This window comes from Candidatus Binatia bacterium (assembly GCA_023150935.1).
Taxonomy (GTDB): domain Bacteria; phylum Desulfobacterota; class Binatia; order HRBIN30; family HRBIN30; genus JAKLJW01.
The window spans coordinates 441,487-466,520 of the sequence record JAKLJW010000001.1 but is presented as its reverse complement, the minus strand read 5'-3'; the positions used below and the strand labels follow the sequence as shown (position 1 = coordinate 466,520).

21 protein-coding genes and 1 pseudogene are annotated in these 25,034 nt (G+C 65.1%); 7 read left to right on the top strand and 15 right to left on the bottom strand.

What is annotated here, in order from left to right; all coding sequences use genetic code 11:
- Window positions 1–18: 18 nt before the first annotated feature.
- A complete protein-coding gene (locus tag L6Q96_02015; protein MCK6553353.1) occupies window positions 19–369 on the top strand; it encodes a zf-TFIIB domain-containing protein in 351 nt (116 codons plus the stop codon).
- 164 nt (window positions 370–533) lie between these two features.
- Here L6Q96_02015 and dnaA read toward each other — a convergent pair whose 3' ends face one another.
- From dnaA to L6Q96_01975, 8 genes are all read right to left on the bottom strand, one after another.
- Window positions 534–1,868 (bottom strand): chromosomal replication initiator protein DnaA, encoded by a 1,335-nt coding sequence (dnaA, locus tag L6Q96_02010; protein MCK6553352.1) that lies wholly within the window; start codon window positions 1,866–1,868, stop codon window positions 534–536.
- A 429-nt stretch (window positions 1,869–2,297) separates the two neighbouring features.
- Window positions 2,298–3,527, bottom strand: coding sequence for a thioredoxin domain-containing protein (locus L6Q96_02005; protein ID MCK6553351.1), 1,230 nt, complete (start codon window positions 3,525–3,527; stop codon window positions 2,298–2,300).
- Window positions 3,528–3,576: 49 nt separating this feature from the next.
- Window positions 3,577–4,458, bottom strand: a complete 882-nt coding sequence (truB, locus tag L6Q96_02000; protein MCK6553350.1) for a tRNA pseudouridine(55) synthase TruB — start codon at window positions 4,456–4,458, stop codon at window positions 3,577–3,579.
- A gap of 7 nt (window positions 4,459–4,465) precedes the next feature.
- Window positions 4,466–4,816 (bottom strand): 30S ribosome-binding factor RbfA, encoded by a 351-nt coding sequence (rbfA, locus tag L6Q96_01995; protein MCK6553349.1) that lies wholly within the window; start codon window positions 4,814–4,816, stop codon window positions 4,466–4,468.
- A gap of 36 nt (window positions 4,817–4,852) precedes the next feature.
- A complete protein-coding gene (locus L6Q96_01990) occupies window positions 4,853–5,140 on the bottom strand; it encodes a DUF503 domain-containing protein (GenBank protein ID MCK6553348.1) in 288 nt (95 codons plus the stop codon).
- Between the two features lie 54 nt (window positions 5,141–5,194).
- On the bottom strand, window positions 5,195–7,936 hold the full coding sequence (infB, locus tag L6Q96_01985; GenBank protein MCK6553347.1) for a translation initiation factor IF-2: 2,742 nt from the start codon (window positions 7,934–7,936) through the stop codon (window positions 5,195–5,197).
- A 297-nt stretch (window positions 7,937–8,233) separates the two neighbouring features.
- A complete protein-coding gene (gene nusA, locus L6Q96_01980; protein MCK6553346.1) occupies window positions 8,234–9,610 on the bottom strand; it encodes a transcription termination factor NusA in 1,377 nt (458 codons plus the stop codon).
- Entirely contained in the window at window positions 9,595–10,119 is a 525-nt protein-coding gene (locus L6Q96_01975; GenBank protein ID MCK6553345.1) for a ribosome maturation factor RimP, read from the bottom strand. The genes nusA and L6Q96_01975 overlap by 16 nt, the downstream gene beginning before the upstream one ends.
- A 193-nt stretch (window positions 10,120–10,312) precedes the next feature.
- Here L6Q96_01975 and L6Q96_01970 point away from each other — a divergent pair, with 193 nt between their 5' ends.
- Entirely contained in the window at window positions 10,313–11,341 is a 1,029-nt protein-coding gene (locus L6Q96_01970) for a galactose-1-phosphate uridylyltransferase (protein ID MCK6553344.1), read from the top strand.
- Between the two features lie 17 nt (window positions 11,342–11,358).
- Here the strand turns inward: L6Q96_01970 and L6Q96_01965 are convergent, their stop codons facing one another.
- From L6Q96_01965 to L6Q96_01955, 3 genes are all read right to left on the bottom strand, one after another.
- Window positions 11,359–11,844, bottom strand: a complete 486-nt coding sequence (locus L6Q96_01965; protein MCK6553343.1) for a transcription elongation factor GreA — start codon at window positions 11,842–11,844, stop codon at window positions 11,359–11,361.
- A 158-nt stretch (window positions 11,845–12,002) separates the two neighbouring features.
- The gene (locus L6Q96_01960; GenBank protein MCK6553342.1) at window positions 12,003–13,199 is read right to left on the bottom strand and encodes a CoA transferase; all 1,197 of its coding nucleotides are present in this window, start codon (window positions 13,197–13,199) and stop codon (window positions 12,003–12,005) included.
- Complete coding sequence (locus tag L6Q96_01955) at window positions 13,196–13,378, bottom strand: hypothetical protein (protein ID MCK6553341.1); 183 nt, start codon at window positions 13,376–13,378, stop codon at window positions 13,196–13,198. Before L6Q96_01955 ends, L6Q96_01960 begins: the two co-directional genes overlap by 4 nt.
- Window positions 13,379–13,409: 31 nt before the next feature.
- Here L6Q96_01955 and L6Q96_01950 point away from each other — a divergent pair.
- The 5 genes and pseudogenes from L6Q96_01950 to L6Q96_01930 all read left to right on the top strand — a co-directional run bounded on the left by L6Q96_01950 (window position 13,410) and on the right by L6Q96_01930 (window position 17,674).
- Window positions 13,410–13,688, top strand: a pseudogene (locus L6Q96_01950) (double zinc ribbon domain-containing protein).
- Between the two features lie 132 nt (window positions 13,689–13,820).
- On the top strand, window positions 13,821–14,279 hold the full coding sequence (locus L6Q96_01945) for a ComF family protein (GenBank protein MCK6553340.1): 459 nt from the start codon (window positions 13,821–13,823) through the stop codon (window positions 14,277–14,279).
- Window positions 14,280–14,294: 15 nt separating this feature from the next.
- Window positions 14,295–14,903 carry a class I SAM-dependent methyltransferase gene (locus tag L6Q96_01940; protein ID MCK6553339.1) on the top strand — a complete coding sequence of 203 codons (609 nt, stop codon included), beginning with the start codon at window positions 14,295–14,297 and terminating at the stop codon, window positions 14,901–14,903.
- Between the two features lie 33 nt (window positions 14,904–14,936).
- Entirely contained in the window at window positions 14,937–16,379 is a 1,443-nt protein-coding gene (locus L6Q96_01935) for a PQQ-binding-like beta-propeller repeat protein (GenBank protein MCK6553338.1), read from the top strand.
- On the top strand, window positions 16,376–17,674 hold the full coding sequence (locus L6Q96_01930; GenBank protein MCK6553337.1) for a PQQ-binding-like beta-propeller repeat protein: 1,299 nt from the start codon (window positions 16,376–16,378) through the stop codon (window positions 17,672–17,674). The genes L6Q96_01935 and L6Q96_01930 overlap by 4 nt, the downstream gene beginning before the upstream one ends.
- Before the next feature lie 31 nt (window positions 17,675–17,705).
- Here the strand turns inward: L6Q96_01930 and L6Q96_01925 are convergent, their stop codons facing one another.
- The 4 genes from L6Q96_01925 to L6Q96_01910 all read right to left on the bottom strand — a co-directional run bounded on the left by L6Q96_01925 (window position 17,706) and on the right by L6Q96_01910 (window position 24,757).
- Window positions 17,706–20,159: a glycogen/starch/alpha-glucan phosphorylase gene (locus L6Q96_01925; GenBank protein MCK6553336.1), complete on the bottom strand. Its 2,454-nt coding sequence runs from the start codon at window positions 20,157–20,159 to the stop codon at window positions 17,706–17,708.
- A gap of 84 nt (window positions 20,160–20,243) precedes the next feature.
- On the bottom strand, window positions 20,244–22,394 hold the full coding sequence (gene glgX, locus L6Q96_01920) for a glycogen debranching protein GlgX (protein ID MCK6553335.1): 2,151 nt from the start codon (window positions 22,392–22,394) through the stop codon (window positions 20,244–20,246).
- Between the two features lie 20 nt (window positions 22,395–22,414).
- Window positions 22,415–23,527 carry a dTDP-glucose 4,6-dehydratase gene (gene rfbB / locus L6Q96_01915; protein MCK6553334.1) on the bottom strand — a complete coding sequence of 371 codons (1,113 nt, stop codon included), beginning with the start codon at window positions 23,525–23,527 and terminating at the stop codon, window positions 22,415–22,417.
- Between the two features lie 204 nt (window positions 23,528–23,731).
- Window positions 23,732–24,757, bottom strand: a complete 1,026-nt coding sequence (locus L6Q96_01910) for a glycosyltransferase (GenBank protein ID MCK6553333.1) — start codon at window positions 24,755–24,757, stop codon at window positions 23,732–23,734.
- Window positions 24,758–25,034: the final 277 nt, after the last annotated feature.

Genomic DNA, 25,034 nt, shown 5'->3' with positions numbered 1-25,034 from the left:
CCGTGGAGGGTGATCCCAATGGTTCCGAGCGAGAAAGACCGATTCGGCGATAAGATGCGAGAGGTCGAGCAGGCCCGCGAGAACCAGTATTTCGCCGAGCTCGACCGAAAGCTCATCGACGAACAGCGTCGGAAGGAAAAAGAGACGGTGGCGGAGGCGGCTCTCGATGAGATCAAGGAAGCCGCCAGGAATCGTTGCCCGCGGGACGGCGAGGCGCTCAATAAGCACGAGCTGCACGGCGTGTCGGTCGACACCTGCCCGGTGTGCGAGGGCATGTGGCTGGACAAGGGTGAATTGGAGATCATCGCCGGGCGCGAGAACGAGGGCTGGATATCGCGCTGGCTCAGATACGAATTCCGCAGCAAGTAGCTCGGGTTGCGTTTCGCACCCGGACAACGGCGCCGGCGTGCATTGCTCTCGATGCTCCGGCGCAGCTCCGGGGCAGTCACGACCAACTGCGGTGGTCGCGCGTGGTGTCGCGAGATGGCGGTTCACCCCGCGACGCCAGCGCGGCGATCGAGCCCGAACCCGGATCAGATGCGGTGACGATCCTGTAGCTGCGTACCCAAACTGCGCAGCAGTTGTCCCAGGGCAGGCTCGACGCCCTGTCGTTCTTCCAATCGCTGCACGGCATACATCACGGTCGAATGGTCGCGACCGCCGAATTTCTCCGCGATGCTGTTGAACGGAGCCCGGGCGACGGTGCGACTGAGGTACATCGCCACCTGGCGCGGGAACGTCAACACGCGGGCCCGCCGATGGGAAGTCAGGTCCGCGAGCGAGATCTTGAAGTGATCGGTGACCACCGCCTGGACCTCCTCGATGGTGATGGCGGTGTTGCGCTCAGCCCCGGGACCAAGGACCCGGTCGGCCAGCTCCTCGGTTACCGGCACACCCCGCAATTGGGCGGACGCCAGCACCCGGGTAAGGGCTCCTTCGAGCTCACGCACACTGGCGCCGCTGCGCTCCGCCACCAGCGCCGCCACGCTCTGAGGAATGTTCAGACCCTGCCGTGCGGCCTTCTTGAGCGCAATGGCGATGCGCATCTCGTAGGTGGGCGGGTGAATATCGGCTATGAGCCCCCCGCCGAAGCGGCTACGCAGCCGCTGCTCGAGTTCGGCGATGGCGTCTGGCGGCTTGTCCGAGGTCAGCACAATCTGCCTTCCGGCGCTGTGCAGGGCATCGAAGGTATGGAAGAACTCCTCTTGCGTCCGCTCCTTGCCGGCGAGGAACTGCACGTCGTCGAGCACCAGAACGTCGAGATCGCGGAACCGATCTCGGAACGAAGCCATCTGGTCCTGACGCAAGGAAGCGATCAGGGTGTTCATGAAGGCCTCCGCCGAAAGGCATGCGAGGCGGCGTCGCGGACCGCGTATCAGCGCTTCGTGAGCCAGGGCATTGATCAGGTGAGTCTTGCCGAGGCCGACGCCGCCCCAGACGAACAGCGGATTGTACCGCTGCCCCGGAGCTTCCGCGGCCGCTCGCGCCGCGCGATACGCCACCTCGTTCGCCAGCCCCACGACGAACGAATCGAACGTGTAGTCCGCAACGAGCCGGCCGATCTTTGGCGCGCTTCGCGCCGCCGCCGGGCGCGGCGGCGGGACGGAGGGGGCTGGCAATGCCGACTCCGGCATCGCTAGTGCGGCCCCTTCAGCCGCTACCGTCACGCGCACCTCGGCCGGCCAACCGGCGGCGGCCAGGGCCTCCCGAATGCTCACCATGAAGTGCCGGTTCACCCATTCCTGAAAGAAGCGGCTCGGCGTCTGGAGGCACAATCCCTGCTCATCGCGCAAGCAGCGAATCGGCTCTATCCAGGTCGCAAAGTTCCGCTCCCCTACTTGCTGCCGCAATCGCGGCAGCGCTTCCATCCACTCAGCCACCATCCTCGGCGCCCCCGAAGTCAGTCGTCGTTTAGAGACCCCTGTCGGTAGCGCGCGTTAGTTGTCCACACCTGGGGACAACTCGGTAACCTCTCGCCACCCCGCCGCTTCTTCCACTCCTCCACACCACCGTGCACACCCGCCCATCCGCACCCGCCCGGCCTCCCTCTCAGGAAGGCAACGCGCGCCACCGACAAGCTTCATATTGTGTACCGATAAAGATTCTACAGAGCCCAGTGTCCGTAGGAGCCGCGCTTTCTAGTCTCACCCCAGAAACCTGTCAACGCATTTTTTCCGCCCCCCGCACTTTGCGCGATTTGTCGCGCCCATTCGCCCCTGCCGGTATATCGCATCACGATACGGGCGCGCGGCAAGGCGGGCGGACATCGCTCGGGCAGATCGGGAGTCGTCGCGTTTTCAATGACTTGGCTCACTCTCGCGGGTCGCGCTGCGCGTCAGCACCAGGGCATCGGTCAATCCGCGCCCGTCAAGCGCACCGGCGATCCGCCGCCCGTTGAGGAAAACCGTCGGCGTCGACTCCACACCGAGCGCCGCGGCGACCCGCGTATCGGCCTCGACTCGTGCACGCGGCGCCGGCGAATCGAGGCACACCGTGAAACGCCCCACATCGAGACCGATTCTTTCCGCATACTGGAGCAGGAACGGACGCCCCAGAGCCTTCTGATTCTCGAATAGGGTGTCATGGTACGCCCAGAACTGCCCCTGCTCCCCTGCGCACTCCGAGGCCACCGCCGCCAGGCAGGCGTCCGGATGGATACTCGATTGAACCGCACCGTTGCAGCTTCCATCCAGAGGGAAATGGCGGAAGACGAGACGCACGTTCTGCCCGGCGCCGGCCTGCAGCGTGTCGAGGGTGTCGCGAAAGCCCCGGCAATGCCCGCAAGCGAAGTCCGAGAACTCGACAATGGTAACCTCGGCGGTGTCGGGGCCGCGGCTGTGACCGCCGCCCCCTGGGACTTGAAGGCGCGGCTGGGCAGTGAACCAGTTACAGAACTGCGGATCGGCCGCACATACCCCCGCCGCATCCCGCCCACCGCTCGATCTGGCCCTTTCCCATGCCTGCACAAACCCGACACCAGCCACACCGACAACGGCGGCAACCATGCCGAGGCGGACGAACCCATCGCCGAACACTGCCCCTCTGCCGCAGTCGCCCGTGGCCGACAGCAACCACCATGCCGTGGGCAACGACAACATGCTCACGACGTAGAGTGCCGCACACATCAGGCAGACCGTCTGCAGCACCACGAACGCCACGCCGGCAAGGTATACCGCCAACAGCAGTCCCCAGACCTGCGCCAGGAACAACAACTTCGCCACCAGGTTACGCCGTCCACGGTCGACGCTGACCACGAAGACGACGGCAAGCAAGACGATGGCACCGTAAAATAGCAACGCCCAGCTAGACATCGGGAGGCCGAGTAAGCTGGCGTATGTACTGGTCAGCACGGCATCGCAGTTGACCCGCGAGCTCACGTTGCAGAAGCTCGTGTAGCCGGCCTCCACCGTCAAGCGATGGTGGATGCGCCCGATTGTCGCGCTCACCCCCATACCCGCCACGGCGAGGAGGACAAGGGCCGCTGCTATTCGGTTTTGCGTTCGAATCGGCACGACGTTCCCGATCACCGGGCACCTTCTTGCCAGTCGCCCTCCGCAACCGCAAGGGCGCGGCCGCTCACTGCTTTTCCTCCGGGGCGAGCACCCGTCCAAAGCCCCAGCGGCCCTCCTCGTCGGCGATCACCACGGCGGCCAGCGCATCCGCCGGATCCACCAATTTGGCAACCTGCGCGGGCACACCGCGAGCCAGCAGGGCCAGCACCGGTTGGTAACCGTGCCGCACCAGTCTGGCTTGCTCGGCATCGAGCCGTATCTCCGCTAGTCCCCGCAACGCTTCCCTCATCCCCAGGCACTGCACCGACCCGGTCTCGATCCGGGTCAGGAGCACCGCCTCCTCGATCCCGAAGGGGCCGAATCTCGTCCGCCGCAAGGTCATCAAGTGGCCGACGCCGCCCAGTGCGAGCGCCACTCCCTCTGCAATCACGCGGACGTACGTACCCTTCGAGCATTCGATCGTGAAGTCGATCTGGTCAGGCGCGGCCCCAACCGAGAGCACGAACGCGGTGACGCGCACCTGGCGCACCTCCCGTTCGATCACCTCCCCCCTCCTGGCCAGCTTGTACAAGGGGGTACCACCCACCTTCACCGCCGAGTACATGGGCGGAATCTGTTCGATGTCCCCCGTGAATTCGCGCGCCACAGCCGCCAGACGGTCGGCCGTCAGCATCGGCACCGTCGCCTCCTCGACGATCGCCCCGGTCGGGTCGCCGGTGTCGGTGCGCGCACCAAGGCGGATGGTGCCCGTGTACGCCTTGTCGGCGGCGTTGAGGAACTGCGCGATCCTGGTGGCCGCGCCCAGACAGAGCGGCAGCACTCCGGTGGCAAACGGATCGAGCGTTCCCAGGTGACCCGTCTTGCAGCCGAAACGCCGCTTGACCACACGCACCACCTCGGCCGAGGTGAGCCCGGCCGGCTTGTCAACAATCAGCAACCCGTCCACAGGAATTTCATTCTTCGGACTCGCGTTCGCCGCGGAGCAGCGCATTGAGGCGCTCGCTCGTCTCCAGACTGGGGTCGAAGGCGAACGTAACATCCGGCGCGTAGCGCAACGCCAGACGCTGCGTCAGTTGTCGGCGCACGAAGCCGGCAGCACTCCGTAAGCCGGCAAGGGCACGCGCCCGTGCATCGTCATCCCCGACGCAACTGAAGTAGACCTTGCAGTGCCGCAGGTCGTCGGTGATGTGCACGGCGGTGAGTGTCACCATCCCGACCCGCGGGTCCTTGATCTCACGCAGGAGCAATTCTGCGATCACCGCGCGCACCGATTCGGCAACACGCACGGCACGGCGCCCGCTCACTTCGACCTCCGCTCCTGCACACCGAGCGCCGTGGCCCTAGCAGTGCAGGATCTCGATGTGTTCCTCTGCAAGCTGCGCCACCTGCATCTCCTCGACGAACCGCACCACCTGGCGCAACGCTCCGTCGACGTATCCGGCATCCGTCCCCACCTGACAGACGCCAATAACCGCTCGCTGCCAGAGGTCGTGGCCGTCGCACTCAGCAATCGACACATTGAACGAATTCGCCACCCGCGCCTTGATTCGCTTCAGGACACCGCGCTTCCCCTTGAGCGAGTGGTTCTCGGGGAGAAACAAGGTCAGCTTCAAGACGCCGACAACCACAGGTCTTGCCCTCCAGCGTTGGGATTAAGAAACACGCCCGCCGCCGCAGGAGCCTCAGGCGCGTCTTTCGACGGGTGCGCCCCGACCGGCGGCCGGCGCCAACCGCCGCTGCACCTTCTCCAATTCGAAGGTTTCGATGACGTCGCCAACCTTCATGTCCTGGTAGTTCTCCAAACCTATCCCGCACTCGTACCCCGCCTGGACTTCGCGCGCGTCATCTTTGAAGCGGCGCAAGCTCGACACCTTGCCCGTGTAGACCACGACGTGATCGCGCACGAGGCGAGCCAACCCGTTGCGAACCACCTTTCCGTCGGTGATAAACGATCCCCCGACCGATCCAACGCTCGGAACCGTGAAAACCTGCCGCACCTCGGCGCGCCCGAGCACGCGTTCGCGGAAGGCCGGTTCGAGCAAGCCCTCCATGGCGTCGCGGACGTCGTTGATGACGTCGTAAATCACCGTGTACAGACGAACATCCACGCCCTCTCTGTCCGCGACATCGTTGGCCTTGGCCTCCGGCCGCACGTTGAAGCCGATCACCACCGCGTTCGACGCCGATGCCAGCAGCACGTCGCTTTCCGTAATCCCCCCCACCGACGCGTGCAGAACGTTCAGGCGTACCTCGTCGCTTGACAGCCGACTGAGGGCCTCGGAAAGCGCCTCCACCGACCCCTGCACGTCGGCCTTCAGTACCAGCCGCAACTCCTTGACATCACCGGCCTGGATTTGCTGGTAAAGTTCGTCCAGCGATATCTTGGCGGTCTTGACCAGATCGGCCTCGCGCTGCTTGCCGCGCCGATGCTCCGCCACCTGACGCGCAGTCGCTTCGTCGGCTACCGCGACCAGCGAAGTTCCCGCCTCGGGGACCCCGGTCAAACCGAGGATCTCTACCGGTTCAGCCGGTGCGGCGGCGTGCACCTTGCGTCCGCGCTCGTCGACCATCGCGCGGATGCGACCATAGTGCCAACCGCAGACGAAGGGGTCGCTGACTTTCAGTGTCCCCTCTTGCACGAGCACCGTAGCGACCGGCCCGCGGCCCCGATCGAGTCGGGCCTCGACGATGATGCCCTTCGCCAGTTTGGTGGGATTCGCTTTCAGATCCAGGATGTCGGCTTGCAGCAGCAACATTTCGAGCAGTTGCGGGATGCCCTGCTTCGACCGAGCCGACACCGGCACGCAGACCGTGTCGCCGCCCCAGTCCTCGGCCACCAGCCCGTAGTCGGCCAATTGCTGCTTGATGCGCTCCAGGTTCGCCTCGGGCTTGTCGATCTTATTGATGGCAACCACGATGGGAACACCCGCCGCCCGGGCGTGATTAATGGCTTCGACGGTCTGCGGCATGACCCCGTCATCCGCGGCGACCACGAGCACGACGATGTCGGTGACCTTCGCCCCGCGCGCCCTCATCGCAGTGAACGCCTCGTGCCCCGGCGTATCGAGGAACGTCACCCGCCGCTCGTCGACATCCACGCTGTAGGCACCGATGTGCTGAGTGATCCCACCCGCCTCGCCCGCCGTAACGTTCGTGTGGCGGATCGCATCGAGCAACGAAGTCTTCCCGTGGTCGACGTGGCCCATGATCGTAACCACGGGCGGCCGCGTCTGGAGCCCCTCATCGACCGCGACCTTCTCGACCTTCTCCTCCAGCATCGACTCCGCGTCGAAGGCGACGTTCTCCACGATGTACTCGAACTCCGACGCGATGTACGCGGCGGTGTCGTAATCGAGCACCTGATTGATCGCAGCCATCATGCCGGAGTCCATGAGCTTCTTGATGACTTCGCCCGCCTTAACCCCCATCGCCCTGGCAAGATCGCCGACCGTAATGACTTCGGAAATGCGCACCACGCGCTTGCTCGCCCGCGGCGTGGTGATCTCAGTCTTGCGGATCTCCTTACCCGGCAGAGCCTTTTTCTTCCGGGGCGGTCGGCCGAAACGACGGTCCTGATCGACCGTCTCACGCATGTCGGTCTGCTTGATGACCTTCCGCTTCTTTCGTTTCGGCTTGGCGTCCTCTGCCGGCGGCGCCATCGGAGGGGGCGGCTCGGCGGTTGCGGTGTGACGCTGACGTGGCGGCGCTGCGGGTGCCGGCGCCGGCTGTGTCTTCCGCAGATCGATACGGCCAATGACCTTCGGCCCACGTTGCGCGAAGGGCGACTGCAACTCCGGCGCCTCGACCCTCGCCTTCGGCGCCGCCGGCCTCGCCACCGGCGGAGGCGGCGGGGGCGGCACCATGCGTGGCGCCACCGGGGCGGACGCTGCGACATCCGCGGCCATGGCCGCCGGGGCATGGGCCTCGACCGGAGCCGCCGACTCCGATCCTGCGGCCTGACCCGACACTGCCGTTTGCGGCGCATATTGAGGCGGCTCCGTCGCCGAGAAAGAGGACAACGGGGCCTCCGGCAAGAGCTCGGGGGCAAAAGTCGTCTCGAACAAATCGGCAGGCACTTCGAACGGCTCGCCACTCAACGGGGGCAGGGTTGCCCCCTCCGGGAAAGCCGTCTCGAGACCGGGCACGGAATCGGCTCGGGTCGTGCGCCGTCTGATCACGTTGGTCCGGACGCGACGCTCGACCACGGTGTGCCCTTCGGTATCCACCGCCACCCGCTCGTCCCCAACCGCCACCGCCGGCCGTTCGTCAATGGCGAGCTCGGCTCGGGCGCGCTCCACCTCTTCGTCGGTGAGAGAGCTCTGTGCCCGCTTGTTGCGAATGCCCAACTTATCGAGCCGCGCGACGAAGTCCTTCACATCGACGTTCCATTCCTTCGCCAGCTCGTGAATCCGTTTGCGCGACATCCTGACCTTACCTCGTGCTCGCCACCGAGCGACTGCTTTCGATCTCGCGCACGCAAGCGACACGCACGTCGCGATCGACGACGCTGCCCAGCGATCGCACCCGGCCTTTGCGCGCGGTGAACCTCCGCCAGCATTCAGGTCGTTCGTGCAAGTAGCCCGAACGGCCGGAATGCGAATGCCCACGCTGCACAACCGCCAGCTCCCCGCCAGTGCGCAAGGCAACGCGGAGTAATGTGTGCTGCGGGGCCCGTTCGCCGCACCCCATGCACGTACGCACGGGAGTTTGCTTTCCCTGCTTCACGACGGCTCCGCCTCCTCCGTGGTCGGCCCCGGCACCGTTTCCTCCCCCTCGGCCGACGCATCGGCTTCGGTCTCCGCAGCAGCAGCAGCAGCAGCAGCAGCAGCAGCCACCGCAGCAGCTTCGGCTTCCCGCTGTTTTTCTTCGACGTGCGCCCGGACGGCACCCAGGATCACCACGGCCTTGTCCGGCCCCAGTCCCTCGATCTCCGCTATAGTCTGCTCGTCGGTTTGCGCCACTTCCTCGGCCGACTTGAACCCGTTCTGGTACAACAACTCGGCGGCAACATCGCCAATCCCAGGCACGCTGGTCAATGACAGGCGCGCGGTGCGTGCCTCGTCTTCCGCCTCCGACTCGCTGCGTACATCCAACTTGAAGCCGGTGAGGCGCGACGCCAACCGGACGTTCTGCCCCTTCCGACCGATCGCCAGCGAGAGCTGATCGTCCGGCACGATCACCTCCATGCTACGATCTTCCTCGTCCATGATGATCTTCGCCACTTTCGCAGGCGCCAACGCCCGGCAGACAAACTCCGCCGGGTCCGGGGTCCAGTGCACGATGTCGATCTTCTCGCCGCGCAGTTCCTGGACCACCGATTGCACCCTCGTACCCTTCATGCCGACACAGGCGCCAACCGGGTCGACATCTGAATCGTTGGACACCACCGCGATCTTGGCACGGCCACCCGGCTCGCGCGCCGCCGCTTTGATCTCGACGATGCCTTCGTACACCTCCGGCACTTCCTGCTCGAACAGCTTCATGAGAAAGCCCGGGTGCGTTCGAGACAGAACGATCTGCGGCCCCTTGCTCGACATCTCGACGTCGAGAATGAACGCCCGGATGCGATCTCCCTGCCGGTAGCGCTCGCGCGGGATCTGCTCCTTCTCCGGCAGAATCGCGTCGGTCCGTCCGAGGTTAACGATGATGTTCTTCTTTTCGAACCGCTGCACGATCCCGGAGTGCGTCAATTCGCCTTTCCGGTCTTTGAACTCGTTGTAAATGATGTCGCGTTCCGCGTCGCGTAGGCGCTGGATGAGGTTCTGTTTCGCCGCCTGCGCCGCAATCCGCCCATAGCGTTGGTCGAGGCGCTCGAGCAGCTCGTCACCCAGCTCAGCATCGGGATCCAGATTCGCCCTGGCATGGTCGAGGAGGATCTGCGTCTCCGGGTCCGTTACTTCCTCGACCACGGTGAGGATCTTGAAAAGTTCGACCTCCCCAATTTCGGGATTGAACTTCGCCTCGATGTGCGTGGTCGGCCCGACCATCTTGCGTGCCGCCGACAGCATCGCCGCCTCCACCGCACTCACAACGATCGAGCGGTCAATACCCTTCTCTTTGCTGACCTGCTCGATGACGCGGCTCAATTCGGGCTGCATCGCCGTACCTCCTGAGCCTTGAGCTCCTCCGGCCCGGCCTCGTAGTTCGCCTGCGCGATATCGACGAAGCGGACACTGTACCGCTGCCCTGCCACCTCTATGACCACCGCGTCCGGATCGACCGCCACCAGAGCACCGGTGAAATTACGGCGCCCCTCGATCGGTACCGCCGTCCGCACCCGCACGCGTTTGCCAACATACCTACGGAAGTGGTCGGGTCGCCGCAGCCGCCGATTGATCCCCGGCGACGAGCATTCCAGAACGTAAGAACCAGGCACGGCCTCTCGCACATCGAGAAGATCTCCGACCTGCCGGCTCACCCGCGAGAGATCGTCGAGTCCCACACCCCCCGCCGTTGTACCCGGTGGAGTGCCGCCACAGCGGTCCACGTAAAGCCGCAACACCATGCCGCGACCCTCGCGATGGTACTCGATATCGACGATTTCCAAGCCTTCCTGTACGATCACGGGTTCGGCGATCTCCCAAACGCGCTCGATGACTTCTTTCATGCCCTCAAACGAGAAAGGTGGGCGCGGCGGCCCACCTTAGGTTGAAGCGGCCAAGTAGGTCCTTTCCCTAGCACACGGCCCACAACGGCCGCAAGGACGCGCCCTTACCGGAGAACGCCGATTTGCCCCCCTTCGGTGCGCCCGGTATAGTCGGCTATTGCCGAAGTCAACCGCCGATCGGCACGATTTTCCAATGTCAGACCTCCGCCGTGATCCCTTGCTGCGCCGCTGGGTCATGATCGCCCCCGAACGCCAGGGCGATCTCTGCCTCGGCCCGCCCCCACTGCCGCGCCGCGCGGAAGCTCCGTGCCCCTTCTGCCCGGGTAGCGAACACCTCAATCCCCAGGAACTCTACGTCATCCGTGGGGACCGCTCGCCGGCCAACCCCCACGGCTGGCTCGTGCGCGTCACCCCCGACCACAGGCCCCTGTTCCGCATCGAGAGAACGCTGGAACGTAAGGGAATCGGACCCTTCGATCTGATGTCCGGCGTCGGCGCTCACGAACTGGTTGCCGACACGCCGGACCATCACGCGCACTGGGCGGACTTCGATCGTGTCCACATGGAACGGCTGCTGCGCTGCTATGTCGACAGGTTCAACGAACTCCGTCGCGACCGGCGCCTCCGGCATGCAGTGGTCATGAAGAACCACGCTGCACCGTGGAGCCGTTTCAGGCATCAGCATTCGCACGTCGTTGCGATGGCCTTTGCACCTCGGCGCCTCGAAGACGAGTTGGCGGGGGCCCGAGACTACTATGCGATCAAAGAGCGTTGCGTTTTTTGCGACGTACTGCGGGACGAAGAGCGCCGTGGAGAAAGGATCGTGTGCGGCAACTCGGAGTTCGTTGCCGTGGTACCCTTCGCTTCCGGCTTTCCCTTCGAAACCTGGGTCTTGCCGCGCCGGCACGCTGCCGACTTCGGCGCCGCGGGCGACCTATTACTGGGGGAACTCGCGGCACTACTCGTCGAGACCGTGTCCCGCCTCCGGACCACGCTGCACGACCCCCAGTACAGCGTCGCCGTGCACAGCGGCCCCCTCGACGGCGATGACGCCGCACTGTTTCACTGGCACCTGGAAATCGTGCCCCAGATCGGCAGCGAGATCGGCATGGAGTGGGCAACCGGGGTTTTCTGCAACCCGGTGCCACCCGAGCAAGCCGCCGCGGCGTTACGGGCGGGCGCACCGATCGATCTCGCCGCCCCCCTGACGCCGGAGCTGTGACGGAATTCCGAACCTGCTCAAGCCGGCGCGTTGCGCTGGTGCAGCGTCAGCAACTCCGTGATCTGATAGCTGCGTTTGCCACGAGGAGTCTGCACCTCGATTTCGTCCCCGACGCCGCGGTTCAGCAGCGCACGGCCCAGCGGTGAACCGATCGAAATCATCCCTTCCGACGGCTTCACCTCCTCGGGAAATACAATGTCGAACACCTGCGTTCCGCCCTCGTCGAGATCCTCGATCGTCACCCGACTGCCGTAGGCCACCACGCCCTCAGGAATCGACTGGGTGTTGTACAACGACAGCTCGCGAATCCGCGTGGTCAGCTGACCGATGCGGGCCCGCACGTACTCCTGGCGGTGCTTGGCCGCATCATACTCAGCGTTTTCGCTGAGATCCCCGTGGCTTGCCGCCTCCTGCAATTCCTTCGGGATCTTATGCGTCAGCTCGTACTGCAGCTCCGCCAGTTCCTTCTTCAAACGATCTACGATGGGCAGTTCCGATGCCATTGTTCACTCCCCTTCGGCAGGCGGTCACCATACGCCCGGACATACCAGGCACGGAATCCGGAACATCGACGCCCGACGCCCCCCGATAATCCCCGCCGTCCCGGCGCTCCGCACTCCACGCTCCAAGCTCTGTACCCTACCGTTGTCCCGGCTTGCCGTCAGATCACACCGGCTCGCTGCAGGCGGTCCATCTCGGCGTCCGACAAACCGAGCCAATTCCCGTACACTTCACGGTTGTCCTGCCCCAACTCGGGACCGAGCCGCACGACGCGACCCGGCGACTCGGACAACTTGATCGGCACCCCGGCCACCGGAATCGTACCCACTGTCGGGTGCGGCAACTCAACCACCATTTCGCGGGCACGGACCTGGGGGTCATGCAGCAACCGGTCCACGGTCATCACCGGCGCACAAGGGATGTTTGCTCCCTCCGGGCCGAGAGTTCGCATGATCTCGTCCACGGTGTGCTCGCGAATCCACTCGCCCACCAGCCGATTGACTTCGTCGTGCCGCTCCAGCCGGGCCGTGGGAGACTTGTAACGGGGGTCCCTACCCAGTTCGGGGCGCCCAATGGCACTCATCAGCGTTCGAAAGAGCTGGTTGTTGCCGATCCCAATCACCACCCAGCCGTCTATTGCCTCGAAGCAATCGTACGGGGCCGTAAACGGATGACGGTTGCCCAACCGCTCCGGTAGTCGACCCGTCACCCCGTGCACCGTCACCCAGTTGTCCAGCATGCTGAAGATCGCGTCCATGTTGGAAACATCCACCATCTGGCCCGTCCCCGATCGCTGGCGGCGGTACAGCGCGCACACTATCCCGTAAGCTGTGAAAACGCCGCCAATAAAGTCCGCAAGCGCACCGCCACCGCGCACCGGGGGGCCATCGGCGAAGCCGGTCAGGCCCATGAGTCCTCCCATCGCCTGAGCAATGATGTCGTAGGATGTCCGGCCAGCGTACGGGCCCGTCTGCCCGAAGCCCGACAGCGCCGCGTAGACTATCCGTGGGTTGATGCGGGCCAGATCGGCATACCCGAGACCCCACCGCTCCATCGTGCCGGCAGAGAAGTTCTCGACCACCACGTCGGCGTGCGTGACGAGGCGGCGGAAGACTTCGGCACCTTCCGCCGTGCGGATATCCAACGTGATTCCCTTCTTGTTACGATTGAGCGCCAGGAAGGCGATCGGCACGCCGTCCACGTCCGGGTAACCGTAGCGTGCATCGTCGCCGCGACCGGGAAGCTCGATCTTGACAATCTCTGCCCCCATGTCGCCGAGCAGCGTGGTGGCATAGGGACCCGCGATTACGCGGGTAAGATCGAGGATACGGATGTCCGAGAGCGCCGAGGGATTCACGGCCGCCGCTCGTTGTCGCCGAGCACGCTGCGTGCCGCTTCGTGTTGCTTGTCGTCCCTGTAGTTGGAGGCCGCGCCCTCTATCCAACCCCGTCCGCGCGTTTCCCAGGTATCCGCGTAATGCAAGTAGTAGTACATGATGCCGACTCCGGCGGCGAAACCGATTAGAAAGCGCTTCATCCGACCGCCCTCTGCCTAATGTTCATATATTATGCGGTCCGAGGCCAGTCAAAGAGACCGTACGTTTGCTCCCCGCCGTAGAGAAGGCACAATCCATCTCGCGGCGCCTCGATTGCGCTTTCCCGGGCCGGCACCTAGCATCGGCTCCGTGCGCAGACTCTGGCACGCCTTTCTCGACCTCGCCTATCCGCCTCGTTGCCTGGGGTGCGAAGCGCCGACAGCGACACCGGGATTTTGCCCGCATTGCCGAGCCGACATCAGCCCACCGCAGACGCCAATGTGCCCGATATGCAGCCTCCCTTTCGCGACCGCCCAGGCCCCCGGCACCGAACCTGCCGCCGACCGCGGAGACCACCGCTGCGGTCCCTGCCTCCAGCGCCGGCCCCGTTTTCGCCGGGCCCGCGCCTGTGGGGTGTACCGGGCCTCCGCCACAGCCGACCCATTGCGCCGGGCACTGCAGCGTTACAAGTACGGCCGCGACGTGACGTTGGCCCGTCCGCTCGGCGCCCTGCTCGCCGCCGTCAGCGCGGTCCACGCCGACACTGACCTTATCGTCCCGGTCCCTTTACACCTGTCTCGCCTCCGCTGGCGGGGCTTTAACCAGGCGCAACTGCTGGCCCGGCCCGTCAGCCGGCTCACGGGTATCCTCGTCGATCCCCATGCCCTTGACCGTGTGCGGGCAACCCGCGCCCAGGTAGAGCTGCGCGGGCGGGAGCGACTCGCCAACGTCCGCGGCGCTTTTCGGGTCGTCGACCGGCGCCGGGTGGCGGATCGACGCATCCTTCTGGTCGACGACGTATACACCACCGGTGCCACGGTGAATGAATGCGCCCAGGTCCTGCAGCGCGCCGGCGCGCGCTCGGTCGACGTCCTCGTCCTCGCCCGCGCCGTCCTTGGTTAAGGGTGCAGCCCAGGCATGGACGCGGACCGCAAGCGCTGGGAAGACCGCTACGGGGGTTCGGCCGCCGCCGGTTCGCGGGCCACACCTTCACGCCGGCAACCCGGTCCGGACGACCCGCCTTCCGGGCTGGTCGCCGCCGTCGCCGATCGCATCCACGGCCGTGTCCTCGACATTGCCGCGGGCACCGGCCGTAACGCCCTCTTCCTGGCGCGGCGGGGATGCCGCGTGGAGGCCATCGACTTCTCGCACGCGGGTCTGCGGCTCGCGCTAGCCGCGGCCCGGCGCGACGGGCTGTCGATTTCCGCGGTGCAGGCCGACCTCTCATCGTACCCGCTGCCCATCGCTCGGTACGACGCCGCTATCAATATCCGCTACCTGTTGCGGTCACTGTTTCCGACGTTACGACAAGCCCTCAGACCAGGGGGTCTGGTCGTGGTCGAGACGTTCCTCATCCGGCAGCTTGCCCTCGGGCACCCAAGCAATCCCGAGTTCCTGCTGCACCCCGGTGAGCTCGGCGAAGCCTTCGCCGGCTTCGACATCGATCTTTATGAAGAAGGTCTATTTCCCGACGGCGGGCGCCAGGCCTACCTAGCCCGATTGGTGGCCCGGCGCCCACGGGATTGAGTTTTGCCAACCACTATGTCAAGTCCGCGCGCCATGAGACCGTCCCACCTGCTGCTCCCCACTCTTCTCTTGCTCGCCGCCGCGAGCTGCAGCAGCGACGACGAGGCACCGCCATTTCCACCGTCCGCGGCGTGGCCGAAGTTCCGCCAGAACGTCAACAACACCGGCTCGGCCGTCGCCCCGATTGCCCAGACCACGCCGGCGATCCTCTGGTCGGTCCCGGTGGACGCCGCGACCCCCGCACCGGTGTCGTCGTCACCCGCAATCGCCGTCGACGGCCGCGTCTACGTCGGAAGCGAGGGCGGTACGCTGCTCGCCGTCAACGGGAAGGGTCAGGTTCACTGGCGCACCGACACCTGTGCCGTCTGCCCCACTCCGCCACTCGGACCGCTGGTGTCGTCGCCGTTCGTGTACACCACCAAAGACGTCAACTACATCTTCATTGCCTCGCTTGACGGCCGTCTGCTGGGCTTCGAGGACAAGGGGACCAGCGCCAATTGCACCCTGTGTTTCTCGCCGGCCGCCATCGATCCAACCGTCACCAGCGCTAGCATGGCTTCTTCCCCGACGCTGACGATCCACCCCCTTACCGGCCTCGTTACGGGCATCTTCATCACGACGACGGTCGACGGCTTCGATGGCCGCACCGGAAGGGTCTACGCGGTCAACAGCGACGGTACCTTGCAGTGGCAGTTCCCGGATCCTGCCGCCCCGAACCGCAGCGTCGGCCCAATGACTGCTTCCCCGGCCCTCAGCCTCGGCAACGCCCTTTACGTGGTCACCGACGACGGCGCGGTCTTCGCCCTCACCCTCGACGGCAGCCTCCTGTGGAGCGGAACCGTCGAAGCCGGCCGCTCAGATCTGCCCCGCCGCGCGGCCGCGACCGACCTCGCCCCCTCACCCGTGACCACTGCCGATCTCGTACTCGCCGCCAGCCGGAGCGGCGCCATCCTGGCCTGGACCCTTGGCGGCAGCCTCGCTTGGACCGCGGCTTCGGAGGGAAATCTGGCGACCTCGCTATCGGTCGGCAGCCAGGCTGTCCTCACTCCCACGCCGGAGCCAACGGACCTCGCCACCCCGACGCCGACTCCGAGCGGTGCGTCCACCGGAACACCCACAACAACCCCAACACCTGGGGACGCGTTCTCTACCGCCTTCGGAGTCACCGAAGGGGGAAGCCTCGTGGTCCGTGACCTGCGCACCGGCGAGCGCCTGTTTCCGAGCGGGCCGGCGCCGACGCCAATTGTCGGTGCCGTGCGGTCCTCGCCCGCCGTCTCGGCGGATCAATACCTGATCTTTGGGACCGACGCCGGACATATATATGTTATCGACACCGCCAACGGCGCCCCGCTCGAGGGATGGCCGGTGCAGCTTCCCGGGGCCAGCCCGATCCGCTCGTCGCCTTCGATCAGCGAGGGAGGAACGATTTACGTCGGCGCCACGGACGGCATGCTGTACGCTGTGGGCGAACAATGACGGGAACCCCGCGTGCGACCCTCGCCGCCGTCGGCGTATTCTTCCTGACCACGGCCTTCGGCTGTTCGTCCGATGATACCGGGGAGATCCCGTGTAGTTACGCCAACCACGCCGTGCTCGCCACTTCGTCGTGGCCCAAGTTCCGCCGCGATCTTGCCAACACCGGCAACCTGACCGGTGTCGACCTGCGCGCCTCGAACTACGCGGTGCGCTGGATCTTTCCTCCCCCGAACGAAGCCGCCAAGGGCTCGTTCGCCGCGTCCCCGGTCCTGAACACGTCCGAATCGACGGTCTTTGTGGGGTCCAGCGACGCCAACCTGTACGCCATCGACAGTGCCAGCGGCGCCCTGAGCGCCATTCCCGTGCAGGCTCTGGGGCCGATCACCGCTTCCGCCATGGCTGCGGATCGCTTTGGCGTCGATGCGTTGTTTGTCGGCGCCGGCGACGGCAACCTTTACGCCACCGACGGCAACGGTGTCTCGCAGCCGCAAATATGGCCGGTGAGCTATGGCGGTTTCATCCTCGCCTCGCCCACGACCAATGGTATCGATGGTTCTATCTATACGGTCTCCGCGAACGGTCAGTTCATCGCCGTGTGTCCCAACGGGGCGTTTCGTTTCGCCGGCGTGATCCCGTCCGCTCAGTCGTCCCTGGCCTTCGGTCCGGGCAACGTCCTGTACTTCGGCGCCGACGACCGGCTGTTGCGATCGTTCACCTGGAAGGGCGTGCCCATCTGGACCTTCGCAGCCTCGGCGCCGATCGTTGCCAGCCCGGTGGTCGACGTCACGGGCAACACGGTATACGCCGCCGACCTCGACGGCCGCGTCTTCCGTGTCAACGACACCGGACAACTCGCGTCTGGCTTCAAGGTCTTGCGGGTAGGTCCGGTATCCGGTTCCCCGGCGTTGGCCGGCGGCACGCTCTACGTCCCTTCGGAGGACGGCACTCTTTACGCCGTCGACGGCGGCAGCGGCACCATCCTATGGCAGTTAGCGCTTGGCGGGCCGATCCTGTCTTCGCCCGCTGTGGCAACCGCCAGCAGCGGCACAAGGGTCATCGTGGCCGCCGCGAGCGCACCGGCAGGCAGCGTGTTCATCATCGCCGACGCGGGCACCGCCCCCGAAGTCCTCGCAGTTTGCAGCGTGGGTGACGGCGCAACCTGCGCCCCTCCACCGGGACCCCCCACCAGCGGCACCGTGGTCGAGTCGTCGCCCGCCATCGATGCCGAGGGCACGATCTACATCGGCGCCGGCAACGGGCGCGTATACGCCATCGCGCCGACGGCCGACCTGTAAACGTTCCGACCGCGCCCCCTCGCCCCGCCCGTCACGGCAGCACGGCGCGCACACTCCAGATATCGCGCGCGTACTCTTCGATGGCACGATCGCTGGAGAACTTGCCCATCCGCGCAACGTTGAGCACCGCTTTGCGCGTCCAACCCGCCCCGCGGGCGAACTCCTCGGCCACTCGCTTTTGCGTGTCGATGTAGGACCGGAAGTCGGCCATGTAGAAATACTGGTCCTGACCCAGCAGCATGTCGTGGATCCACCGAAATAACCCCGGCTCTTGCGGGCAGAACCGATCGGACGCAAACGCGTCGACCACGCGCCGCAGGTCGCGGTCGCGGTCGTAGTAGCCGCGCGGATTATAGTTGGGTCGCAGTTGGGTAATCTCCGCCGCGGTCAGTCCGAACAGAAAGAAGTTCTCCCCACCCACTTCCTCCCGAATCTCGATATTGGCACCGTCGAGAGTGCCGATGGTGAGTGCGCCGTTCATCGCGAGTTTCATGTTGCCGGTCCCCGACGCTTCGGTACCGGCAGTCGAGATCTGCTCGCTAAGGTCCGCCGCCGGCAAGATCTTCACGGCCAGCGAGACGCGGTAGTCGGGCACGAACACGACCTTGATCAGGCCGCGCACCCGTGGATCGTTGTTGACGATGAGGCCAAGGTTGTTCAGCAGTTTGATGATCTGCTTGGCCGCCCAGTATCCGGGCGCCGCCTTACCCGCAAAGATGTAGGTGCGCGGGGTTAGCGGCTCGACCCCGTCTTCGATCAGGCGGAGATACTCGTGAACCACTCCCATCGCGGCCAGCAACTGGCGCTTGTACTCGTGGATGCGCTTGGCCTGGACATCGAACAACGTCGCCGGATCGACCATCAGGCGCGTCGTCTCCTTGATTACCGTCGCCAAACGCTCTTTGTTGACGTGCTTGACCGCGCGGAAGCGCTCACAGAACTCGGCGTCATCGGCGTACGGCTCCAGATCCCGCACCCGTTCGAGGTCGGTGATCCAGCGATTGCCGATGGCTTCGGTCACCAGTCGCGCCAGCCCGGGGTTGGCTCTCAGCAACCAGCGCCGCTGGGTCACCCCATTTGTCTTGTTATTGAAGCGTTCAGGCCACAACGCGTGGAAGTCGGGCACCAGGTTGGTTTTCACCAGTTCGGAGTGGAGTGCCGACACGCCGTTGATCGAGTGGCTGCCGGCGATCGCCAGGTGAGCCATGCGAACCTGAGGCTCGTGCCCTTCTTCGATGATCGCGATCCGGCGCAGGCGATCCGTATCGTGCGGCCACACCGCCGCGGCGCGGCGCAGTAAGCGGGCATCGATTTCCCGGATGATCTGCAAGTGGCGCGGCAGCACGTACTCGAACAGCGCCACCGGCCAACGCTCGAGCGCTTCGGGGAGCAGGGTGTGGTTGGTGTAGCCAAGGATGGCCGTCGTCATGTCCCACGCCCGTTCCCATGGTACGTCGTGTTCGTCGTGGAGAACTCGCATGAGTTCGGCGACCGCCAGGGCTGGATGCGTGTCGTTGAGTTGTATCGCGACCTTGTCGGGCAACGCTTCCAGCGTGTCGTGTGTCTCCTGATAGCGGCGAAGGATGTCGCGAATCGCACAGGCAACGAAGAAGTATTCCTGCTTGAGCCGCAACTCCTTGCCCGCCGTAGCGACGTCCGAGGGATACAGTACCTTCGAGATCGTCTCCGATCGCAACTGTTCCTCCGCCGCACGGACGTAATCGCCGGTGTTGAAGATCTGCATGTCGAACTCGTCCGACGAACGGGCCGAGTAAAGACGCAACACATTCACCGTCTGACCGAGGTAGCCCGCGATCGGCATGTCGTGCGGCACGCCCACGAGGACGCGCCAATCCATCCACATCGGGTTGTAATTGCCCTGCCGATCCTGACCATGCTCGATCCGACCGTAGACCGGAATGGCCACCGACTCGTCGGGCCGTTCGATCAGCCAGGGGGAGGTCTCGCGCAGCCAGTAATCGGGCTTCTCCCGTTGATAACCGTTGCTGATCTCCTGGCGGAACAAGCCGTACTCGTAATTGATTCCATACCCGAACCCGGGCATGCCGAGGGTTGCCAGGGAATCCAGGAAGCAGGCGGCTAATCGCCCCAGGCCGCCGTTGCCCAACGCGGCGTCGTACTCGCTTTCGAGCACGTCATCCAACTTGACGCCTTCCTCCGCCAGGATGCTCCGACAAACGTCCTCGAGGCCCAGATTGATCAAGTTGTTGCCCAGGGAGCGCCCGGTCAAGAATTCCAGCGACAGGTAATACACGCGCTTGGCATCGGCCTTGTGGTAACGCGCCTCGGTCTCCAGCATACGGTCGACCAGCCAGTCGCGCACCGCCAACGATACGGCCCGGAACCAGTCGTGGGCACCGAGTTGCCGGCGGTCGCGCGCCAGCGAATACCGCACGTGACGCTGCAACGAGTTCTGGAACTCGCCGCCGACCAGCGTCAGTTCGTTGAGCCGACCTGTTTCCATGTCGTCGCCTCCTCTGACCCGAACCGGCAACCGGGCGCCGAAAGGTCGACCATATCGGGGCTCGCCGTTGTCATGCGCTTTCGCTCAGCGGCTCCGTAACACGATGCACGAGTACGGGCCGACGCGAGCAAGCCGGCCATTCACCGCCGGTTCGCGCCCATCCTCGAAGATGTCCTCCGGGCTGCGGCGGCCAGTATCCACGAGTCGCATCCAGCGCTGGTGCGGCGGCGGCCGCGGTATCTCGAATTCCAGGGGCTGGTTCCAGGCGTTTGCCGCCAGATATATGTCGCAGTCGGGTTGCGGCGCGTGTACTCCCGCCAGGTGCATGGCCAGGGCGCGCGACGCCGTCCCCCAGTCCGGCTGCGACAACCGGACCCCGTGCCACGTTACGTCTGGCTGCGGGTGCTCCGTCGTCCCCTGACCACGCAAGAACTCAGTTCGCCTGAGTACCGGATGAGCCCGGCGGAAGGCGATCAGTAATCTGACAAACCGGAACAGGTCGGCGTTGCGGTCGAGAAGTTGCCAGTCAAACCAACTTGTCCCGTTGTCCTGGCAATAGGCGTTGTTGTTGCCCATCTGGGTGCGCCCGATTTCGTCTCCGGCGACGAACATCGGTGTCCCCTGAGACAGCATGAGCAGGGTGAAGAAGTTGCGCGTTTGACGGGCGCGCAAGGCGTTGACCGCAAGATCTGCCGTCGGCCCTTCCACCCCGCAGTTCCAACTGAAGTTCGCCGGTGAGCCGTCGCGGTTGTCCTCGCCGTTGGCCTGATTGCGCTTCTCGTTGTACGCGACGAGATCGGCGAGCGTGAAGCCGTCGTGCGCCGTCACGAAATTGATGGAATGACAGGGCCGGCGCCCCGAACCCTGGAAGAGGTCCGCACTGCCGGCCAGGCGGGTAGCGAGCTGCCCGGTCAAGCCGGGATCGCCCCGAACGAACCGCCTCACGTCGTCCCGGAACGGCCCATTCCATTCCGCCCAACGCCCCCAGGCGGGAAAACTCCCCACCTGATAAAGTCCCGCGGCGTCCCACGCCTCCGCAATCAGCATCGCGTCGGCCAGCACCGGGTCGGCGGCAATGCGCTCCAAGAGCGGCGGCTGCGCCAGCACCTCGCCCTGCGGCCCGCGTCCGAGAATCGACGCGAGATCGAAGCGGAACCCGTCGACGTGCAACTCCGACACCCAGTAGCGCAGAGCGTCCAGGATCAGATCGCGCACGACCGGATCGTTGCAGTTCATCGTGTTTCCGCAGCCGGAGTAATCCCGATAGGCCCCGGTCACCGGATCGAGAATGTAGTAAACGTTGTTGTCGAGCCCTCGAAAGCTCGAGGTCAGGTTTGGGTCCGTCCCCTCGCCCGTATGATTGAACACCACGTCGAGAAACACCTCGATCCCGGCTCGATGGCACTCGCGAACCAACTCCTTGAACTCGTACACCTGATGCCCGTTGGTTCCGGCAACGGCATACGACGCCTTGGGCGCAAAGAATCCGATCGGGTCGTAGCCCCAGTAATTCCTCAACGCCTCGCCGGTGAGCGGGTTGCACCGGCGATTGGCGTTTTCGTCGAACTCGTACACCGGCAACAGCTCGATGGTCGTGATTCCCAGTTCCCGCAGATAGGGTAGCTTCTCGATGATGCCGCGATAGGTTCCGCGATGCTCGACGCCCGACGAGGGATCGACCGTGAAACCACGAACGTGCGTCTCGTATATGATCTTGTCCGGTAGCGGGATGCGAGGCGGTCGAGTGATTTCCCAATCGAACGGCTCGTTCGTGAATACCGAGCGCCGCCCGCGGTAGTCGTCGTCGCCGCCCGGTGAATCCCGTACGTGGACAACTCCCCATTGGTGTCCGCCAGTCAACGCCTTCGCGTACGGGTCGATCAGCACCCTGGACTTGTCGAAGCGATGGAACCCGTCTTGCGCAATCGGCTCGCGATCGGCCCGCCACCCATAGCGCGTCACCTTCTTCAAACCGGCGACCTCCATGTGCCAGACATGACCGGTACGGTGAAACACGGGATCGAGCGCCAACTCGACCAGTGGCTCGGCTTCGCGAGGCGCAAACAGCACCAACCACACGGCCGTGGCGTGACGCGAGAACACCGCGAAGTTGAGCCCGCGATGGGTTTCACTGACCCCGAGCGGCAAAGGGTGCCCCGAAAGCACTCTGAACTCGGTGTCGATGAAATCGAGCAGGCGGCGGTCGCGTCCGTCCGGCGCGGCAACGGCAGTCATATCGTCACCCCTATCGCCTGCTACCCGCGGCGCTCGCTGGCCAGGCCCAGGCGCTCGCGTTCGTAGACACCCGCCTGTACGGATGCGCACCAGCCGCGGTTCTCCAGGTACCAGCGCACCGTGTGTCCGATGCCAGACTCGAACGCGTGACGAGGCGCCCAACCGAGCTCGACCCGGATCTTCGTCGCGTCGATCGCGTAGCGCCGGTCGTGACCCGGCCGATCAGGCACGAAGGTCTTCAGCTCCCGGTACGTGCGTACCCCGCGGGCCGCCAGGGCGTCGTTGCGCGCCGCCGGGGCGATCGCCTCGATCGCATCGCAGATGGCGTCCACGACTTCCAGATTGGTTCGCTCGTTCTCCCCGCCGATATTGTACTTCTCGCCCGGCCGACCGCGCTCGAGCACGCAGAGGATTCCCTCGCAATGATCTTCGACATAGAGCCAGTCGCGCACGTTGAGCCCGTCGCCGTAAATCGGCAGCGGCTTGCCTTCGAGCGCATTCAAGATCGTCAGGGGAATCAACTTCTCGGGGAACTGATACGGACCGTAGTTATTGGAGCAATTGGTGATCAGCGCGGGCAGGCTGAAGGTCTCGCGGTAGGCGCGCACGAGGTGGTCTGCAGCGGCCTTGGAAGCCGCGTACGGCGAGTTCGGAGCGTATGGGGTAGTTTCCGAGAACGAGCCCGTCGCTCCGAGTGTGCCGTAGACCTCGTCGGTCGAGACGTGCAAGAAGCGAAAGTCCTCGCGCGCTCGGTCATCGCAAGCCGCCAGAAACAGACGCGCCGCGTCGAGCAACTCGAAGGTTCCAACGATGTTCGTGCACACAAACGCCCGCGGCCCGTCGATCGACCGATCGACGTGGCTCTCAGCCGCGAAGTTCACCACCCACCGCGGCCGGTACTCCACAAACACGCCGTCCATTGCAGCACGGTCGGCAATGTCCGCCTCGATAAACGTGAACTGCACGTCGGCCGCGACGTCCGCGAGGCTGCGCAGGTTTCCGGCATAGGTGAGCTTGTCCACGACCACCACTCGCACCGGGGTGCGAGCCAGAAGCAGGCGAACAAAGTTCGAGCCGATGAATCCGGCTCCACCCGTCACCAGCACCACATCGCTCTGCTGCAACGGCGTCACGGCTCGCCTCCTCCGTCGCTACGCCACGCCACTCATGCGAACCGCATGGCTCGCCTCACTCAACAGACCCACACGGAAGCGCGTCGGCGGCAACGCCATCTCAAAAAAGTTAACGCCTCGCACGTCGCGGATGATAGCACAACGCCGGACACCCAAGGCAGCAACCAAACCTGGCGCCGGGCGATCGGGGGCGGGTGCGGAACCTCATCGCACCGGCTGCCCTTGTTCGACGAGCCGCCGTCCCCGCGCGCCTCGATTCCAGTAGTACTCGATCTGTCCGACGAGCAGCGGTACCTGCTGCAAGTTCAAGTGCAAGCCGTAGAGGAGCCGGGTTCTGAAATCCGCAGCGTTCCACCCGGCCATCATCGCCGTGTGCCCAACCGCGGCGGCCAGAACGAACGCCGCGGCGGCCATCGGCGCCCAGCCACCGACCGCGAGCGACAGCGCCGTTCCGACGGCCGGCACCCCGATGAGGGCGGTCGCGTGAAGCCGGTTCCGCCGCAGCTTCCGATCCCAAGACCGATCGCCGACATCGTGGCGGCGCTCCGCAACCTCCGCCCACCCGTACCCGGCGTAAACAGCGCGTCGCCAATACCGCCACCAGCCGCCGGTGCCCGTATCGCCCACGGTCATCACCCTGTCCACGCGAAGGATCCGATAGCCCTGCGCAAGGATACGCCGGCATGTCTCCCATTGCTCGCCGGCGCTCATGGTGTCGTCGTACCCGCCAACCATTTCGAGCACCGTGGCGCGCACAAGCGCCTCACCGCCACAGAACTCCGACAGCCCGGTGGCGCAGAAATCGTTGAAGTCAAGAACCCGATCGCACAGCGATCCGCCGGGATCTTTCTCCCGCCGACAGCCCCAGACCACCGCCACCCGCGGATCCTCGAACGCGGGCAGCGATCCGGCCACAAAACTGGGATCGAGGATCCTGTTCCCATGGATAAACAAGACGAAGGGTCCCATCGCCGTGCGCCACCCGGCGTTGCGAGCCGACGCCATCGAGGCCTGCTCCCTCCGCACCCGCACCACCCGTGCGCCAAGGGCGGCCGCACGCTCGGCGCTGCCGTCCGTGGACGCGCAGTCGACATAGATCAACTCGATCAGTCTTCCGCCGGGGGGCGGCACCATTTGTCTCACCGACTCGACACAACGCAGCAGGCGCGCGCCTTCGTTGCGTCCGATAACGACCACAGAAACAGCCGGAGTGGGAGATGTCATAGCCATCGGCACTGCCTCGCGCGCAGCGTGCAAACCGCGCCGCTCGCCACCGTCGGCACGCCACGGGCCAACCGGCCCGCCAGCGTACACTGACACCCCTACCCCGCTATCACCAACCGCCCCCCACCGCCCGGCAAATGAGCACGCGCTCACTCGCCAAAGCAAGTGGCGCGCCACCAAGCCCACATAACATGGCATTCGCCCGTGTTGCCTTGCGACTCGCTCGGCAGCGCCGCACGTTCACCGGCGAAGTCAGGTAAGACACTTTCTTGGCGCTCGATGT